This is a genomic window from Arthrobacter sp. ov118 (assembly GCF_900116495.1).
GTDB lineage: Bacteria > Actinomycetota > Actinomycetes > Actinomycetales > Micrococcaceae > Arthrobacter.
The window spans coordinates 579,191-596,614 of record NZ_FPAY01000001.1 but is presented as its reverse complement, the minus strand read 5'-3'; the positions used below and the strand labels follow the sequence as shown (position 1 = coordinate 596,614).

14 protein-coding genes are annotated in these 17,424 nt (G+C 68.1%); 7 read left to right on the top strand and 7 right to left on the bottom strand.

The window, feature by feature from the left end:
- Positions 1-69 precede the first annotated feature (69 nt).
- On the bottom strand, positions 70-1,398 hold the full coding sequence (paaK, locus tag BM372_RS02725) for a phenylacetate--CoA ligase PaaK (protein WP_090951443.1): 1,329 nt from the start codon (positions 1,396-1,398) through the stop codon (positions 70-72).
- Positions 1,399-1,414: 16 nt separating this feature from the next.
- Complete coding sequence (locus BM372_RS02720) at positions 1,415-1,963, bottom strand: hotdog fold thioesterase (RefSeq protein ID WP_090951440.1); 549 nt, start codon at positions 1,961-1,963, stop codon at positions 1,415-1,417.
- A gap of 91 nt (positions 1,964-2,054) precedes the next feature.
- Between BM372_RS02720 and pta the strand changes: the two genes are divergently transcribed.
- From pta to BM372_RS02705, 3 genes are all read left to right on the top strand, one after another.
- Positions 2,055-4,184, top strand: a complete 2,130-nt coding sequence (gene pta, locus BM372_RS02715) for a phosphate acetyltransferase (RefSeq protein WP_090952894.1) — start codon at positions 2,055-2,057, stop codon at positions 4,182-4,184.
- 9 nt (positions 4,185-4,193) lie between these two features.
- A complete protein-coding gene (locus BM372_RS02710; RefSeq protein ID WP_090951437.1) occupies positions 4,194-5,363 on the top strand; it encodes an acetate kinase in 1,170 nt (389 codons plus the stop codon).
- Between the two features lie 65 nt (positions 5,364-5,428).
- Entirely contained in the window at positions 5,429-5,992 is a 564-nt protein-coding gene (locus BM372_RS02705) for a GNAT family N-acetyltransferase (protein ID WP_090951434.1), read from the top strand.
- Between the two features lie 159 nt (positions 5,993-6,151).
- Here BM372_RS02705 and BM372_RS02700 read toward each other — a convergent pair whose 3' ends face one another.
- From BM372_RS02700 to BM372_RS02690, 3 genes are all read right to left on the bottom strand, one after another.
- Positions 6,152-8,662, bottom strand: coding sequence for a hypothetical protein (locus BM372_RS02700; protein ID WP_090951431.1), 2,511 nt, complete (start codon positions 8,660-8,662; stop codon positions 6,152-6,154).
- A 7-nt stretch (positions 8,663-8,669) separates the two neighbouring features.
- A complete protein-coding gene (locus BM372_RS02695; protein WP_090951428.1) occupies positions 8,670-9,428 on the bottom strand; it encodes a peptidoglycan-binding protein in 759 nt (252 codons plus the stop codon).
- 162 nt (positions 9,429-9,590) lie between these two features.
- Positions 9,591-11,807, bottom strand: coding sequence for a S9 family peptidase (locus BM372_RS02690; protein ID WP_090951426.1), 2,217 nt, complete (start codon positions 11,805-11,807; stop codon positions 9,591-9,593).
- A gap of 394 nt (positions 11,808-12,201) precedes the next feature.
- Between BM372_RS02690 and BM372_RS02685 the strand changes: the two genes are divergently transcribed.
- Positions 12,202-12,432 carry a hypothetical protein gene (locus BM372_RS02685; RefSeq protein WP_371261692.1) on the top strand — a complete coding sequence of 77 codons (231 nt, stop codon included), beginning with the start codon at positions 12,202-12,204 and terminating at the stop codon, positions 12,430-12,432.
- Positions 12,433-12,516: 84 nt separating this feature from the next.
- Here BM372_RS02685 and BM372_RS02680 read toward each other — a convergent pair whose 3' ends face one another.
- Positions 12,517-13,602: an LCP family protein gene (locus BM372_RS02680; protein WP_256214004.1), complete on the bottom strand. Its 1,086-nt coding sequence runs from the start codon at positions 13,600-13,602 to the stop codon at positions 12,517-12,519.
- 74 nt (positions 13,603-13,676) lie between these two features.
- Complete coding sequence (locus BM372_RS02675) at positions 13,677-14,735, bottom strand: LCP family protein (RefSeq protein WP_090952887.1); 1,059 nt, start codon at positions 14,733-14,735, stop codon at positions 13,677-13,679.
- Between the two features lie 298 nt (positions 14,736-15,033).
- Between BM372_RS02675 and paaA the strand changes: the two genes are divergently transcribed.
- From paaA to paaC, 3 genes are read left to right on the top strand one after another with little or no spacing between them, the layout of a single operon-like run.
- Complete coding sequence (gene paaA / locus BM372_RS02670) at positions 15,034-16,071, top strand: 1,2-phenylacetyl-CoA epoxidase subunit PaaA (protein ID WP_090951423.1); 1,038 nt, start codon at positions 15,034-15,036, stop codon at positions 16,069-16,071.
- On the top strand, positions 16,068-16,481 hold the full coding sequence (paaB, locus tag BM372_RS02665; RefSeq protein ID WP_090951419.1) for a 1,2-phenylacetyl-CoA epoxidase subunit PaaB: 414 nt from the start codon (positions 16,068-16,070) through the stop codon (positions 16,479-16,481). The genes paaA and paaB overlap by 4 nt, the downstream gene beginning before the upstream one ends.
- Positions 16,478-17,422, top strand: coding sequence for a 1,2-phenylacetyl-CoA epoxidase subunit PaaC (gene paaC / locus BM372_RS02660; RefSeq protein WP_256214003.1), 945 nt, complete (start codon positions 16,478-16,480; stop codon positions 17,420-17,422). Before paaB ends, paaC begins: the two co-directional genes overlap by 4 nt.
- The last annotated feature ends 2 nt before the right edge of the window (positions 17,423-17,424 follow it).

Sequence of the window (17,424 nt, the reverse complement as noted above, 5' to 3'; positions counted from 1 at the left end):
CCCGGCCAGCGTGGCCCCGAAGAGGACACGCCGCCCGGGCCGGCCTGGGGGCTGAACAAGCGGGCAGACTCAGCCCTTGGGACGCATGTCGTAGATCCGGCGCAGCTTGCCGTTCGAACGCTCCAGCGAACCGGGCTCGACGACGTCGACGCTGCAGGATGAGCCGACGTGGATCTTGATCTGCTGCTGCAGGATCTTGGCGGCGGCTGCGCTGCCCTCGGTTGTGACGGCGTCGCGGCGTTCAATCCGGACGGTGAGCTGGTCCATGCGCTGGCCCTCGGGCCGGGTGAGTTCCAGCTGGAAGTGCGGGCTCAGTTCGGGGATGCGGAGGGCGATTTCCTCGATCTGCGAAGGGAACAGGTTCACGCCGCGCAGGATGATCATGTCGTCGCTGCGCCCTGTGATGCGGCCCATCCGCCGGTGCGCCGGACGCGCGGTGCCTGGCAGAAGCCGGCTGAGGTCCTTGGTCCGGTACCGGATGATCGGGAGGGCTTCCTTGGTGAGGGACGTGAAGACCAGCTCGCCGGGCTGGCCGTCGCCCAGCACCACCGTGGGGTCGAAGGCGTCGATGATCTCGGGCCGGAAATGGTCCTCCCAGATGTGGCTGCCGTCCTGCGTTTCCACGGCTTCGCCGGCCACGCCCGGGCCCATGACCTCGGAGAGGCCGTAGATGTCGCAGGCCTTGATGTTCATGGTGGTCTCGAGCTCGTGCCGCATTTCCTCGGTCCACGGCTCGGCGCCCAGGACCGCGTACTTCAGGGACGTTGAGGCCGGGTCGATGCCCTGCTTCATCATGGCGTCGGCGATGGTGAGCAGGTACGTCGGGGTGGCCAGGATGGCGTCGGGCTTGAAATCCTGGATCAGCGTGATCTGGCGCTCGGTCTGGCCCCCGGAGATGGGGATGACCGTGCAGCCGAGCGCCTCGGCGCCGGCGTGCGCGCCCATGCCGCCCGTGAACAGGCCGTAGCCGTAGGCGTTGTGCACCTTCATGCCCGGCCGGACGCCGGAGGCCCGCAGCGAACGGGCCACGAGCTTGGCCCAGTCGGCGAGGTCCTTCTTCGTGTAGCCCACCACGGTGGCGCGGCCCGTGGTGCCCGAGCTGGCGTGGATCCGGGCGACCTCGTGCTGCGGCACGGCGAACATGCCGAAGGGGTATTCGAGGCGCAGGTCATCCTTCGTGGTGAAGGGGAACTTGCCGAGGTCGGAGAGCTCACGCAGGTCCGTCGGGTGCACGCCGGCCTCGTCGAACTTGCGCTTGTACAGGGGAACGCGGTCGTAGGCGTAGGCCACCGTATGCTGCAGGCGGCTGAGCTGGAGCGCCTCGAGTTCGTCGCGGGAAATGGTCTCCTCGCGGTCCAGGACGGCGTCGGTGGCGGCGGCGACAGTTTCTTGGGTCATCTGTGGTTCCCTGCTTCTATTTCTTGGAGATGGTGCGGCTGCGGCCGCGGAACTCGGCGATGAGTTCGCCCGGAAGGAATGCTGGATCCACCGCGGGATCAGCGGCGGTGGCCGCGCCGGCGGGTTGAGAAGCCGCGCCGGTGTGGGACGCCGCTGTCGTTGAGGGGGTCGGCGCCGGGGATGAGGCGGTGCCGGGATCGGCGGCGTAGATCTGGATGTCGTACAGGCCGCTGCGCCCCGTGCTGGCGCGGCGCGTGGCCACAGCGGTGAGGATCTGGCCGCGGAAGGCCGGCTTGAGGAAGTTGATGTCGACGCCGGCGGCAACCGTGATGGTGTCGGCGTCCGGCTCGGCCGGGTTGCAGGCGAGGGCGAAGGCCGTGTCCCCGAAGGCGAACACCATGCCGCCGTGCGCCATGCCGAAGCCGTTGAGCATTTCCTGCCGGAGCGTCATCCGGACCGTGGCGTGCCCGTCGCCCACTGACAGCACCTGGATGCCCATCCATTCGGAGGCATAGTCGTCTTTCAGGATGGGGTGGGTGTCGCCGGAAATCGTCAGTTCAGCCATGCGTCGTTGCCTCCAGCTTTATTTACCGAATGTTCATTAGGTAATCCCATTTCGGTGCCCGCTGTCAAGGGGTGTAAGTATGCTGGGACACATGGCCAAAGGAATCTACGTCAGCGCGACCACCCCGGGCTCCGGCAAGTCCCTCATAGCCCTGGGCCTGGCGGACACGCTCCACCGGCACGCGGACCGGATCGGGTTCTTCAAGCCCGTCGTCCACGGCCCCGATGCCGCGGCCGATCCGATGGTTGCCCTCATGAAGTCGCGGTTCGACCTCGACGACGACCGCTGCCGCGGCGGCTTGACGTTCGCCGAGGTCCGCGGCCTCCTGGCGGAGGGGAACCGGGCGGAAATCGATGCCCGCTGCGTGGAGATCTTCCACGAGATGTCCAGGCACTGCGATGTGGTGATTGTGGAGGGGACCGACCTCACGGGCCAGGACGCCGCCGTCGAGTTCGACCTCAATGCCCGTCTGGCCAACAACCTGGCCGCCCCCGTGGTCGCAGTGGTGGGGGCGAAAGGCCGCACGGTAGCCGAGGCGGCGGACGCCGTCGAGGTCGCCAGGAAGGAACTCGCCGCGGAGCGCTGCAGCCTGCTCGCCATCATGGTGAACCGCGCAGACCCGCAGGACGTGGATGCTATTGCGGCGGCCCTGAAGCCCGGCGCCTCGGGCCGGCCCGTATACATCTTCCCGGAGCTGGAGGACATTGCCAGGCCCACCACCGGTGAGGTGGCCACCGCCCTGGGCATCCGCCAGGTGGCCGGCCGCCCGGACATGGAACGTGACGTCCACTCCGTCAAGGTGGCGGCCATGAACGTGGCCAACTTCCTGCACGTGCTCGACGACGGCGCGCTGGTGATCGTCCCGGGTGACCGTGCGGACGTGATGGTGGCGTGCCTGGCGTCCTCCTTCTCGCCCGAATCCCCGGTGCCCTCGGCGCTGATCCTCACCGGCGGCCTGGCCCCGGAACCGAACATCTACTCGCTGCTGGCACAGGCGCCGTTCCCCGTCTTTGCCGGTTCGGATGACACCTACACCACGGCCAAGCAGGTCGCCGAGGTCCGCAGCGAAATCTGGTCCGGCCACCGCCGCAAGGTGGCCTCAGCCTTGGGGCTGTGGGCCAGGCGCGTGGACGAAACCGAGCTCGTGGAACGCCTGCACCTGCCGCGGCTGGAGCGGATGACTCCCTTGCGGTTCCTGCACGAGCTCATCGAACGGGCCCGCGCCCAGCGCCGGCACATCGTGCTCCCCGAAGGGACGGACGTCCGGATCCTGCGCGCCGCGGAGATCCTGCACCGCCGGGACGTCTGCGACCTTACGGTGCTGGGCAACGAATCCGAAGTCAGGGAGCTGGCCTCCACCCAAGGCATCGACCTCAACGGCATCACCATCATCGATCCGGTCACGTCGGAGCTGCGGCCGCAGTTCGCGCAGAAGTACGCCGAACTGCGCGCGCACCGGGGCGTGGACCTGGCCCGGGCGATGGAGGTCATGCTGGACGGCAGCTACTTCGGCACCATGATGGTGCAGCTGGGCGTGGTGGACGGGATGGTGTCCGGCGCCGCGCACACCACCGCGCACACCATCCGGCCGGCGCTGGAGTTTGTGAAGACGCGCGAGGGCGTCAAGCTGGTCTCTTCCGTGTTCCTGATGCTCATGCCGGACCGCGTGCTGGTCTACGGGGACTGCGCGGTGAACCCGGACCCGAACGTGGAACAGCTGGCGGACATAGCCCTGGCCTCGGCGGGCACGGCAGCCCAGTTCGGCGTGGACCCGCGCGTGGCCATGCTCTCCTACTCCACCGGCGGTTCCGGCGCGGGCGAGGCCGTGGACGAGGTGCGGCAGGCCACCGAGCTGGTCAAATCCCGCCGCCCGGACCTGGCGGTGGAAGGGCCTATCCAGTACGACGCCGCCGTGGACGCCGCCATCGCGGAGTCCAAGATGCCCGGCTCGTCCGTCGCCGGCCAGGCGACCGTGTTTATCTTCCCTGACCTGAACACGGGCAACAACACCTACAAGGCGGTGCAGCAGTCCTCCGGGGCCGTCGCCGTCGGGCCCGTCCTGCAGGGTCTGCGCAAGCCCGTCAACGACCTCTCCCGCGGCTGCACGGTGGAGGACATCGTGAACACTGTGGCCATCACCGCCATCCAGGCCCAGTCGGCCGGGAGCCAGCCGGCTCAGACCCAGCCCGCAACCGATCAGACCGTCGAAGCCAAGGCTTAGGAGGCCCCCGTGCTCGTGCTCGTCATCAACTCAGGCTCGTCCTCGCTCAAATACCAGGTCCGGGACGTCGAGGCCGGCAGCGTGTTGGCCGAAGGGCTGGTCGAGAAGATCGGGATGGGTACCGGCGGCGAGGGCGACGGCCAGATCGAGGGCCCGCGGGACCACGCGGAGGCGCTCGAACTTGTGGACGCGGACATCCACAAGGCGCTCGGGGACCGGGCGCTGGACGCCGTCGGACACCGCGTGGTGCACGGCGGGGAGCGCTTCGCCGAGCCGGTGCTGGTCAACAACGAGATCACCCGGGCCATCGAACGGCTGAACCCGCTCGCTCCGCTGCACAACCCCGCCAATGTCCTGGGCATCCGGGCGATCTCGAAGAAGTGGCCCGAACTACCGCAGGTCGCCGTGTTCGACACCGCCTTCCACCGCACCCTGCCCGAGCACGCCTGGCGCTACGCGGTGCCCGACGAGCTCTACACGAACCACGGGATCCGCCGCTACGGGTTCCACGGGACCTCGCATGAGTACGTCGCGCACCGGTCGGCGGCGCTGCTGGATGTTCCGGTGGAGGAGTTCGACGCCGTCATCGCCCACCTGGGCAACGGCGCCTCCGTCACGGCCATCCGCGGCGGCCAGTCCATCGACACCTCGATGGGATTCACGCCGCTTGAGGGACTCGTCATGGGCACCCGCTCCGGGGACCTCGACCCGTCAATCCTGGTCTTCCTCGGCCGCGCCGGCTGGTCCCCGGAAGACATCGATTCCATGCTGAACCGGCAGTCCGGGCTCAAGGGCCTGGCCGGAAACAACGACATGCGCTCGGTGGTGGAGGCCGCGGAAGCCGGCGATGCCAGGGCGGCCATGGGCCTGGCCGTCGCGTCCTACCGGCTCGCGAAGTACATCGGCGGGTACCACGTGGCCGTCGGCGGCGCGAAGGCGCTCGTGTTCACGGCCGGTATCGGCGAGAACTCGCACCAGTTCCGCACTCTCGTGGCGGAACGGCTGGGGGCGCTCGGCGTCGAGCTCGACGCCGGCCTGAACCGTGAGCGCTCCAAGGACCCGCGCGTGATCTCCACTGCTGCCTCGGCCCTGCCGGTGCTCGTGGTCCCCACCGACGAGGAGCGCGCGATCGCCGAGGCGACGGCCGCCGTCGTCGCCCACGCGACGGTTGCTCGTTAACTGACCCTTTAGGGGCCCAGAACGGCCGCAGCTGCGAGCTAGTTTGGCGGGGTAGCGTTGGGGGCATGACCGAGCCCAAACCGCTGCCTCCGCTGCCCCTCCGCACCGAGCGCCTGGTCCTGCGCCGCTTCGAGGCCTCCGACCTAGACGCCTTCCACGCCTACCACTCGCTGCCCGAGACCGCGCGTTTCCTGCCGGGGGAGGCGAAGAGCTACACCAAGTCCATGGAGTCCCTGGGCAGGTACGCCAACTTCGTCTTCGAGAAGGAAGGCGACTGGGTGGCGCTGGCCATTGAGGCCGCGGATTCGCCGGGCCTGCTCGGTGAGGTGGTGCTCAAATGGCTGCCGGGCCGCGGGCAGGCCGAGATCGGCTGGAGCCTGGCCCCGGCGGCCCGCGGCCGGGGGATTGCGTCCGAGGCCGCCGGAGCACTGCTCAAGCTCGGGTTTGAGGACCTGCACTTCCACCGCATCGACGCCAAGCTCGATGCCCTGAATACTGCCTCGGCGGCGCTCTGTGAACGCCTCGGCATGCGTCTGGAATCGCGCCAGGTGGACAAGTGGCATTACAAGGGACAGTGGGCCACGGAAGTGGTGTACGCCCTCCTCGCGGAAGAGTGGAAGGCCCGCTAGACCCGCGAAACACTCGGCGGCTTGAAGTCCTGGGCGACGCTCCCGCCCAGTTGCTTCTGCCCGGGCTGCCCCGGACCCTATGAACCCCGCGGATCCACTGGGCCGGAGTCGGTCCGGCAGCCGGCAACTGGGATGGAGCGTCGCCGCCGCCGGCCGCGCCTAGGGAGCGGGAGGCGCAGCAGCGGTCGGGGCGGCCGACGCCGTTCCGGGCGCGGGAGCCGGCGCAGTCGCCGTTTCTGCGCCCGTGCCTCCGGACGGCGCAGGTTGCGCCGTCTGGGCCGGTTCAGCCGCCGTGTCAGCCGGAGCAGGGACCGACGTCGATGTTCCACCGGTCGGCGGGCCCTGTTCCGGGACGCCGGGGGATGGTGCCGCAGTGCTCCCCGATGTGGGCTGCGTGGTTGCGCCCGGGGTCGCCGGTGTGTCGGAGGGCCCGGCCGGGGTGGCGCTGGGATCGGCCTTGATAATCTCCATGAGCTGTTCCTTGTAGGCACTCAGCCGGCCCTGAATCTCTGAGAGCGGGACGTTGCGCAGGTCGCGGCCGTAGGCGGCAATCTCCTGCCACAACGCGTCGAGCCTGGACATGCCCTCTGCGCTCAGGGGCCCGTCCAGGGTGAGGACGAGCTGGCTGGCCAGGGCGTAGGTGAGGCACCGGACACAGTTGTAGTTGGCCGAGGCGGAAAGGTTCTCCGGGACGATCACATCGGCCTGGCCCACGATCAGGACCACCTGGAAGCCCACGGCCACAGCAGCGCAGTCCTGGCAGTTGGCGAACGCGTAGGCCTCGTTCCTGGTGTCCACGGTGCCGCCGTCGTCAGCCCAGACCAGGGCGAAGGCGACGTCGTAGACCACCGACCCGTCAGTGGTGTTGACCGCGAGGGACTGGTTGCCGTCATCCTCGGGCGGGGCCGGCTTGTCAAAGGGGAACACCCACGACGGCGCCGCAGTGGTGCCGGCGGTGCCGGTGCTTACCGCTGTGCCCGGGGCCGTCTGCCGTGGCGCCAGGACCATGCTCAGCTGGGGTTCGTCCCGGGTCGGCTTGCGGGTGCCTGCCGGCCACAGGGCAACGGTCCGTCCTGACTGGCCCTCTGCGAGCCGGCCCGCGGCCGCGGCCGGGAACACGGCAGCGGTGGCATCGGCCAGGGTCCCGCGCTCGTAGGGCTGGACGGGACGGTAGGTGTCAGCGCCGGGCCACCACGCCCACGCGAGGCCGGCCACGACCGCCGCGATGGCGGCGACCGCGGTGGCGCGCTGCCAGGCCGTCCCGCGGGTCTTTTGCCACAGGCCTGTGGCGAACTGTCGGACTAACCGCAGCAGGATGTAGAAGATACCCAGAACAGGCAGGGCAATGCAGGCGATCGCGATGACCCGGACGGCTGCGTCGGCAACGTTGCCTGTCGAGAGGCTGTGGGAGAGCATGGCGTGCTGTTCCCAGCCGTTGTCCCAGGCGGTGCCCAGGATGCGCGGCAGGGTCAGCACCATCGTGACCATGCTGAAAAGGAGCAAGGGAACGGTGACCAGCACCCAAATGGTGACGACGGCCCGCGCCCAGGGCTTGAGGAGCCCGGCTTGGGGATCTGTTCTGCGCCACGGAACAAGGGCAAGCAGCGTGGGTTTGATGCGCTGGAACAGGTCCGGGACCCCGGTGGCGTCGGCGAGGATGTGGTAGCCGTCGAAGCGGACCATCGGCATCAGCTGCCGCACCATCTGCAGAATCTGGGTCACCACCACCAGCAGCAGCGCATCGAACCCGGTGGCCCACCAGAGGCCCATGATCCCGACGGCCACGATCGCGTTGAAATACAGCCCGCCAAGGTCCGTGCGGAGGCGGCCGCCCCGCCCCAATCGGTAGGAATCGGTCACGTCCGTGTAGAAGGCCGGCCACATCAGGTACAAGCCCATTCCCATGGCCCCGGGCATGGCGCCGCCCCGGCGGGCAGCGGCGGCATGGCCGAACTCATGGAAGCCAGCCGAGAACACTGTCACCACCAGGATCAGGAGCACCAGGCCGGGGTTGGCAAACGCATCATGCGTGGCCGAGGCCAGCCCCTTGACCATCAGCACCCACCAGCACGTGGCGAGGAAAGCCGCGGTCACGGCCACCACGATGAACGGGTTGAATAGCACGGCGAACGGTGCCGTGAGCTTCCGGGTGCGGTCCGGGTCCGTCACGGAGTACCGGAAGCGCATGCCCAGCAACGGGTTCGATTTCCTGACCTCGGGTTCGGAACCGTCCGCCAGCCGCAGGAGTCCGAGGGGGAGAAGCTGGGAGTCGATCAGCGTCTGCACGTTGTCAGCACTGACCAGCCGGCCGAACTTGTTGCTCGCGTGCTCGGCGATCTCGTCCAGGTCCCGGCGGCCATCGATGGCCTCGAGCACCAGATACAGCAGGCGGGTCAGCTGGATGGTCTGGCCGTCGGCGCGGCGCACCAGGGAGGGCGCTTCCTTATAGCCCGAACCTTTCGTCCCGCCGAGCAGCTGGACGCCGGAGGCCCGCACCGGGACCGGCGCCTGGCCGGTAGCCACCGACGACGCCGGGCCGGCGGCTCCGGCGCCCTGCCCGGCAGAGAGTCCGCCGCCCGCTTCGGCGGGCGCGGCGGCAGTTCCGGTGCCAGTGGCAGACGGGACCGGAGGGCCGTCCTGCCCGGACGGCCCTCCCTGCATAGTGCTCATCTAGGTGCTACTGCTTCAGGTCGGACTGCTGGTCAGCCGAGGCCGTGGCGTCGCCGTGGATGTCCTGGTTGATGATGGCATCCTGCTGGGCGACGGCGAACGCGTTGCTGTCGACGGAGCCGATGTTGGCACCGACGGCCGCGTCGATCGGGGCGGCGACGTTGGCGTTGGCAGCCACGGCACCGTTGATCGGTGCCGCGATGCCGGCGTTGGCGTCCAGGTTCACGTCGACGTTGAGCAGATTGCCATTGAGTGCACCTGCAGCGCCGGCAGCCGTGGGAACGTCCGCCGGCAGGGCGCCGCCCAGGTCCGGCACGGTCCCGTCCGGCAGAGCGCCCGAGGGGTCGCCCGGAAGGGCGGCTCCGGCGGTGGATGCGGCGGGGGCGTCCCCGGCAGTGGCTGCCCCGGCGTCGGCGGTTCCATCGGAGCCGGTGGTCCCGGCGGCCTGGTCGAGGGTGCTGTCCTGCGTGGAATCAGCCGTGGCATCGCCCGTGATGCCCTGGTTGATGATGGTGCCCTGGTCCGCGAGCGCCTGGGATTCCGAACCGAGGGACAGGACGTTCGCGGACGCGGCCGCATCAATCGGTGCGCCGACGTTGGCATTGGCTGCTACGCCGAGGTCGATCGGCGCCGCGGCACTGATGCCGAGATTCAGGTCCGCATTCAGGTCCAGGACGGAGGCGACTTCCTTCGCGGGAAGGGCCGTTCCGCCCTGCGCCATCAGCTCATCATCGGTCAACGGGGTCAGTTCCTGCTCAGCGCTCATAACAAACTCCATCTCCGGCACAATGTGCCCGGTCCGGACCCTCCGACGCCCCGCCCCCAGCGGACAGGTTCCACGTTCGGAGTGCCACATGCCAGTAAATAGTAAGCATGGTGACCAATTTTTTGTATATGGCGGGCCGGGGGTAGGGGGTAGGAGGTGCTTTTACTTCAGCCCGGCCCCCGGCAGCAGCTCCGTGGCGCCCAAGGCATCCGCGGCGAACGCGTAGTCCCAGGCCCGTTCGCGCCACTGCACGTACCGGCCCGAGGCGCCCCCGTGGCCGCCTTCCATCTCGATCTTCATCACGATCGGCTCGCTGCCGGTGTTCACTTCGCGGAGCCGCTGCACCCATTTGGCCGGTTCCACGTAGAGCACCCGGGTGTCGTTGAAACTCGTGACTGCGGCGATCTTCGGGTACGCCACGGCGCGGACGTTCTCGTACGGCGTATACGACTTCATGTACGCGTACACGTCCGGGTCCGTGATCGGGTTGCCCCATTCCTCCCACTCCAGCGCCGACAGCGGCAGTTCGGGGTCCAGGATGGTGGTCAGCGCGTCCACAAACGGCACCGCCGCAACAATCGCGGCGTACTTTTCCGGAGCCAGGTTGGCGACGGCGCCCATCAGCAGGCCGCCCGCGGAACCGCCCATCGCGGCGATGCGGTCCGGGTCCACCCAGCCGGACCCGGCGAGCCAGTCCGTGGCGGCGATGAAATCGGTGAATGTGTTCTTCTTGCGCAGCTTCTTGCCGTCGTCGTACCAGGGCCGGCCCAGCTCGCCGCCGCCGCGGATGTGCGCGATCACGAACACCACGCCCCGGTCCAGCAGGGACAACCGGGGGATCCCGAAGCCTGGATCCATGCTCAGCTCATAGGAGCCGTAGCCGTAGACGAGGCCGGCCGCCGTCGAATCCTGCCGGACCGACGCGTGGCGGAGCACCGAGAGCGGAATCTTCGTCCCGTCCGCGGCGGTGGCCCACTCGCGGGTGGCGACGTAGTCCGACGGCGAGTAGCCTCCCAGCACCGGGCTCTCCTTGCGCAGCAGGAGTTCGCCGGCAGGCAGCTCCGGGGTGGGCAGCACGAAGTCGTAGACCCGGGACGGGGTGAAGTATGAGGTATAGCCCATCCGGATCACGGGCGCCTCGTAGTCGGAACCCGCGACGCCGGCCGTGTACAGCTCCTCGTCGAAGGCCGGCTCCACCGCGGCGCCCTGGTCCGCGGTGCCTAGCCCGGCCAGGGCCAGGACATGCACCCGTTCAATGGTGTCCTTGCGGACCGAGACCACGGCGTGCGTCGACGTCACGCCGGCGCCGTTGACCCGGACCTGGTCCGAATGGGCGATGACGGTGCTCCAGTGCTGCTCGGCCAGCGGCTTCGCGAGTTCGTCCGGGTCGACGAGCGACACCATGGAATTGACGGCGTCTTTGTTGTGGGTCAGCAGGATCCGCTCCTGGTACCGGCCGGAGGCGTCCGCCAGCAGGAACGGCTCGGCCTCGTACAGGATGCGCTCGTCGCGGGAGATCACGGTGCGCAGTCCGGCGTCCAGGTCATAAAAGCGCAGCAGACGGGTTTCGCTGAACTCGGAACAGCTGATGCTCAGCACCAGGTGCCGGCGGTCGGCCGAGAGTTCGAAGCCGAGCCACATGGCGACGTCGTCCTCCTGGTAGATGACCTCGTCCGCGCTGACGGGAGTGCCGAGCACGTGCGACTTCACCTGGTACGGCCGCCAGGACTCGTCCACCACGGTGTAGAAGATCCGGCTGCCGTCGGGGGAAAAGGAGATGCCGTAGAAGACGTTCTCGATCACGTCCGGCAGCAACTCGCCGGTGCGCAGATCCTTGATGTGCAGCGTGAAGCGCTCGTCGCCGGCGTTGTCCACCGCGTAGGCATAGAGGGTGCCGTCGATGGTTGTGGCGGCGCCGCCGACGGCGAAGAACGGCTTGCCTTCCGCCTCGAGGTTGCCGTCGAGGAGGACTTCCTCGCCGGGGATCACGACGCCGGCCTCGACGGCCGGGGGAGTCCAGTCCGCAACGCGGTCCCCGGTGTTCTGGCCGCGCACGCGGCAGTGGATGCCGTACTCCTTGCCCTGCACCGAGCGGGTGTAGTACCACCAGCCGTCCTTGCGGTTGGGGACGGAGAGGTCTGTCTCTTGGGTGCGGCCCTTAATTTCCTGGAAGATAGCCTCGCGCAGCGGCCTCTGGTGCGCCGTCATTGCTTCCTGGTAGGCGTTTTCGGCCTTGAGGAGGTCCACCACCTCCGCGGATTCCTTGTCCCGCAGCCACTCGTAGTTGTCCTCGAACATGTCGCCGTGGTGGGTGCGCACGGAGGGAACCTTCCGGGCGACGGGAGGCTGCGGGGTGGGCTGCACGGGAGTCTGGGTCATGGACCCAATATATAAAGCCAGACGGCGCCGGCGCGGCGCGTTCGCTACCGGGCGAGCGCAGTCATGCTGGCTGCCACGCCGACGAAGCGCCATTACAGTAACCCGGACCCGGCAATCAACAGTTCCGGCCCGATAAAACCGAACATAACGCCCGCTTTTTCGGATATGAAGCAAAATGTTGCCTGCATCACATTCTCTGCCTAGGCTGATCTCCGGTCGCAGCGTCGCGGCCAGTGAGTACTCGGTCGCAGCGTCGCGGCCAGAGTAAATGCACGAACAGGGGAAGCTTTTGAACGACAAACTCCGAGTCCTAGTCCGGTTAGACCTAGATTGTGGTCAGGCAGAAGTAGCAGCGCAGGGCCATGTGACGGCCAAGAGCCTCCAGGCACTGTATGTGGTTGTAAAGCGAGCCAATCATTTGAAGGAAGGACTCCGCCTGGTGGTGGACGTCAGCAACGCCTGGGTAGAGCCGGCGGCTTTGGAGCAGCTGCAGGAGTGCTCCGCCTCCCACCACCTGCCGCAAGCCATCGATCCGCTCCAGTCCGAATGCAAGATCAGCGTCCTGGCTCCGGCCAGGGACACCCCGATCAGCACCCGCGCCAAGGCCTTGGGCCTCGCCGCGTAGGGCCTGGGCCGCAGAGGGGTCAGGGCAAGGGCGCGGACAGCGCACCCTTCAGTTAGTGCCGTCGAACGTCAGTTCCGCCGGACCTCAGTTACCGAGGCGGTGGGCGGCCGCATATTGCGGGAGGCGTCCCGCGGCCAAAGCGGCCGCCACGGCCGCGATTCCGGACTTGTCGGGCAACACGATCGACTGGCCGTCGGCACTGAAACCGGTACCGGCGGTCGGGAGTGTGAAGAACATGCCCCGCCCGGGGGCCGTGCTGCGCAGGCTGAAGGTGAGGTCCGCCAGGGCCGCCGGAGTGAAGCTGCCATCCAGTGTGACATGCGGCAGCACGGTCCTGATGAGATTCCGGACGGTGGCGGGGTCTGCCAGCTTGCCTTCGGTGGCCATTTTGGCCATCACGGCTTTCAGGAACGTCTGCTGGTTCCGGACGCGCTGGTAGTCGCCGTCAGTGAACGCATGGCGCTCGCGGACAAAGGCCAGGGCCTGCACTCCGTTGAGCCGGTGCACGCCCGCCGCAAAATGCACCTTGTCATCCACGGTGCCGGTGAACGGCTGCTTGATGTCGACGTCGACACCGCCGAGCGCGTCTGTCAGAGCCGCGAACCCCTGGAAGTCCAGCATGACCGCGTGGTCGATGTGCTGGCCGAGCAGGGCCTGGACAGTCTGCGTCATCAGGGGCAGTCCGCCCAGTGCGAGCGCCATGTTGATTTTCGCCTTGCCGTGGCCGGGGATGTCCACCCACAGGTCGCGCATGATCGAGATGCCGTAGGCGCTCTGCCGGTCCGCCGGGAGGTGGATGAACACCAGGGCGTCCCCGCGCTGGTCCGAGGCGGTGCCGGTGGCCGCCGCCGCCCGCGCATTCACCCGGCTGTCACTCCCCACGAGCAGGATGTTGACGGCGGCGGGTGGCTTGGGGGTTGGGCTCGGCGGGTTCGACGGTGCGGGTTTGGCCGGTGCCGGGGACGCGGCAGCCGGTATCGCAACTCCGCCCGTCCCGGGGACTCCGGGGCCGGGGCGGGTGAGAACGTAGGCTGCGACACCGACGGCGAGTGCGAGCAATACCGCCAGAACCAGGATTGTCCGACGGTGGCGGCGGCCGCCCTGGGCGGCCGGGGGAGTGGACGGCGACGCCGCGGAAGCCGCGGCTGCTGGCTCCGGAGCGTTCTCCATGACCGGACGTTACCACCGCTGCCCTCCGCCGACTATGGGTCCAACGGCCTCTCCGGGGGCTCAGCTGGCGGGCATCAGTTCCCGTTCTCGAACTTGTTCGCCGCGACGTACTGGTCCAGGGTGTCCGAGGTCATCGCATCGGAAATGTGCGCGATGGCGTTCGGGTCGGTCAGCACGATCGACTGGCCGTCCGAGGACGTTCCGATCCCACCGGTGGGCAGTGTGAACATGACGGTGTTCTGCGCCCGGATGTCCTTGAGCTCAAGCGCCAGGCCCGCCACAGCCCCGGAATCCAGGGACTTGTCGACGGTGACGAACGGCGAGACTGCGCCCACCATGTTGTTGATGGTGATCGGGTTGCTCAGCGTTTGGCCCGCGATCGACTTCTTGATGATGGCCCGCAGGAACTCCTGCTGGTTGCGGACCCGCTGGTAGTCGCCGTCCGCGTAGGCGTGCCGTTCGCGGACGAAGGCCAGGGCTTGGGTTCCATTGAAGGTGTGCTGGCCGGGGGCGAACGACTGGCCCGGCAGCGCGGTGGAGCTGAACGGCACCTTGATGTTCACGGTTACGCCGCCCAGCGCATCGGTAAGGCCCTTGAATCCCTCGAAGTCGATCATCGCCACGTGGTCGATGCGCTGCTGGAAGATCGATTCAATGGTCTGCACCATCAGGGGCGTGCCGCCCAGGGCCAGGGCCGCGTTGATCTTCGACTCGCCGTGCCCCGGGATGTCCACCCAGAGGTCGCGCATGATGGACATGGTGTAGATGTTCTTGCGGTCCGCCGGGATATGCATGAGCATCAGCGCGTCTGCACGCTGGTCCGTGGCCACCCCGGCCGCGGAGTCAGACTCGGTGGCGCCGCGGCTGTCGCTGCCCATCACGAGAATGTTGATGGCGGTGCCCGTTTTCTGCGGGCGGGTGGACTCCTCCGGGAAGGCCTGATCGATCTTGCTGCTGGCGGAGTCGAACGTGTGGGCGAGGTTGAATAGGTAGCCGCCTGCCACCACCGCGACAAGCGCCACCACCACGGCGACGGCGATCAGGACCCCGCGGCCCCGGCGTTTCTTTCCGGGCCGGCGCCCACGGGAACGCGTTTCGGCGGTGATGTCTTCGCTGTCGATCGGATGAGTCATGTGTTCCTTCGAATCGACCGGCATATTCATCCGGTTCAAACGGCCAGAATCCGCAACGGGCCGGGCCGGGTGGGCTGAGCGGCCCGCTCGGGACCAAGGCCGGGGCCAGGGCGGGGGACTGGGAGGGGGCGCGGCCTCATATTTTACACGGAGCGCCGCGCGCGGCGTGATCAGGGCGGCGTGTTCAGGAGGCCGCCGCTGCCGCGGGAGTGGGTCCGGTGCTTGACGCATCTCCCGCCGCCCGCATATCCTGAACGAACGGTCGGTAATTATTTATCGGAAATGCATAGGAGCAACCATGGCATCGCAGACCCTGCAGTCAGTGCCCGCCGAGCCATCGCCGGCACGGCACGAACAGAGCCCAGAAGATGTGGCCCGGCGTGATGCTGAAGGCCAGGCATACTTTGACAAGGTCATGGCGGAAGACTCCCGGATCGAGCCGCGCGACTGGATGCCCCCGGCATACCGCAAGACCCTCCTGCGCCAGATCTCACAGCACGCACACTCGGAGATCATCGGCATGCAGCCCGAAGCCAACTGGATCTCGCGCGCCCCCAGCCTGAAGCGCAAGGCGATCCTGATGGCCAAGGTTCAGGACGAGGCCGGCCACGGGCTTTACCTGTACTCCGCCGCAGAGACCCTCGGCCAGCCGCGGGATGCGATGATGCAGGACCTGATGGACGGCAAGGCCAAGTACTCGTCCATCTTCAATTACCCCGCCCGGACCTGGGCCGACATGGGCGCCATCGGCTGGATGGTCGACGGCGCCGCGATCGCCAACCAGGTGCCGCTGTGCCGGGCCTCCTTCGGCCCCTACGGCCGTGCCATGGTGCGAGTCTGCAAGGAAGAGTCCTTCCACCAGCGCCAGGGCTTCGAGATCCTCCTGGAACTCTCCAACGGCACGGCCGAACAGAAGCAGATGGCACAGGACGCCGTGAACCGCTGGTACGCCCCGGCCCTGATGATGTTCGGTCCGCCGGATGACGATTCGCCCAACTCCAAGCAGTCCATGGCTTGGAACATCAAACGTTTCAGCAACGACGAGCTCCGCAACCGCTTTGTCGGCATGATGATGGAGCAGGTCAAGGTGCTCGGACTGACCCTGCCGGACAAGGACATCCGCTTCAACGAGGAAACCAAGAAATGGGAGCACGGGCCGCTGGACTGGGACGAATTCCACGAAGTCCTCGCCGGCCGCGGCCCCTGCAACGCCCAGCGGCTGGAACGGCGCAGGCAGGCGCACGACGACGGCGCCTGGGTCCGCGAAGCAGCCGCCGCGTATGCGGGGAAGCAGCTAGCAAAACAGTCAGCCAAGCAGAAGGAATACGCAGCATGAGCCCACACGGCAACCCCGAAGCTCCGGCCAGTTCCGCCGCCGAAATAGCAAACGAGGCGGCGAAGGTCCCCGCTGGACCTGCCACCCCCGCGGCGGCAGCAGCCGAAGCCCAGGCCGGAGCTGCGGGCCGCAACGTCTGGCCGATCTGGGAAGTGTTCGTCCGTTCCAGCCGCGGCCTCTCCCACGTCCACGCCGGATCCCTGCACGCCCCGGACGCAGCCATGGCGCTGCGCAACGCCCGGGACCTGTACACCCGCCGCAACGAGGGCGTGTCCATCTGGGTGGTTCCCGCGGACGCCATCGCCTCCAGCGACCCCGACGCCAAGGGCTCGTTCTTCGAGTCGCCCCAGGGCAAGGACTACCGCCACGCCACGTATTACACCAAGAGCGAGGGAGTGAAGCACCTGTGAGCACTCCCGAAACGGCAGCCCCGGCCAGCGCAGACGTGCAGGCAGACCCGCACGGCGGCCACGGCGACATCTCCGTCGGCGTGTCCGGCGCAGGGGCCAGCGGCGACGGCACCGCGAGCGCCACCCGGATCACCCCGGGCAACGCCCTTCGCCCCGAAGACATTGCGCTGGCCGTCAGCCGCGGCACCGCGAAGCCGGACGAAGATGTTGCGGAGCTCGCCCTGCGGCTCGGCGACGACGCCCTGATCTTGGCCCAGCGGCTGGGGCACTGGATTTCGCGGGCCCCTGAGCTTGAAGAGGACGTCGCCCTGGGCAACATCGCCCTGGACCAGCTAGGCCATGCCCGGTCCTTCCTCAGCTACGCTGGCGGACTGGACGGGCGCAGCGAAGACGATCTCGCCTACTTCCGCGGCGAGCAGGAGTTCCGCTCGGTGGAGCTCTTCGAACAGCCCAACGGGGACTTCGCCGTCACCATCGCCCGGCAGTTCGTGGTCAGCTACTACCAGTTTGAGCTTTACCGCCGGCTGGCCGCCTCGACCGACGCCACCCTGGCCGGCATCGCCGCCAAGGCGGTCAAGGAAGTGGACTACCACCGGGACCACAGCACCCAGTGGGTCCTGCGCCTGGCCCTCGGCACGGACGAGTCGCGCCAGCGGATGATCCGCGCGTTCAAGGTCATCTGGCCGTACGTGGATGAGCTCTTTCGCGACGACGAGCTCACCGGCCGCCTGAGCGCAGCCGGGGCCGCGCCGCTGCCGTCGAGCCTGCGCGAGGACTTCGACCGGCTCACCGGTGAGGTGCTGGCCGAGGCGGAACTGGACGTTCCGCAGGTGCCCGCCGCCCGCGGCGGCGGCCGGGAAGGCAAACATTCAGAACACCTCGGCTACATCCTCGCCGAGATGCAGGTGCTCGCCCGCGAGCACCCCGGGGCCAGTTGGTAGGC

Excerpts from the sequence above, each read along its gene's own strand:
- paaK (WP_090951443.1), bottom strand. The coding sequence starts at position 1,398 with ATGACCCAAGAAACTGTCGCCGCCGCCACCGACGCCGTCCTGGACCGC.
- BM372_RS02720 (WP_090951440.1), bottom strand. The coding sequence starts at position 1,963 with ATGGCTGAACTGACGATTTCCGGCGACACCCACCCCATCCTGAAAGAC.
- pta (WP_090952894.1), top strand. The coding sequence starts at position 2,055 with ATGGCCAAAGGAATCTACGTCAGCGCGACCACCCCGGGCTCCGGCAAG.
- BM372_RS02705 (WP_090951434.1), top strand. The coding sequence starts at position 5,429 with ATGACCGAGCCCAAACCGCTGCCTCCGCTGCCCCTCCGCACCGAGCGC.
- BM372_RS02700 (WP_090951431.1), bottom strand. The coding sequence starts at position 8,662 with ATGAGCACTATGCAGGGAGGGCCGTCCGGGCAGGACGGCCCTCCGGTC.
- BM372_RS02695 (WP_090951428.1), bottom strand. The coding sequence starts at position 9,428 with ATGAGCGCTGAGCAGGAACTGACCCCGTTGACCGATGATGAGCTGATG.
- BM372_RS02690 (WP_090951426.1), bottom strand. The coding sequence starts at position 11,807 with ATGACCCAGACTCCCGTGCAGCCCACCCCGCAGCCTCCCGTCGCCCGG.
- BM372_RS02680 (WP_256214004.1), bottom strand. The coding sequence starts at position 13,602 with ATGGAGAACGCTCCGGAGCCAGCAGCCGCGGCTTCCGCGGCGTCGCCG.
- BM372_RS02675 (WP_090952887.1), bottom strand. The coding sequence starts at position 14,735 with ATGACTCATCCGATCGACAGCGAAGACATCACCGCCGAAACGCGTTCC.
- paaA (WP_090951423.1), top strand. The coding sequence starts at position 15,034 with ATGGCATCGCAGACCCTGCAGTCAGTGCCCGCCGAGCCATCGCCGGCA.
- paaB (WP_090951419.1), top strand. The coding sequence starts at position 16,068 with ATGAGCCCACACGGCAACCCCGAAGCTCCGGCCAGTTCCGCCGCCGAA.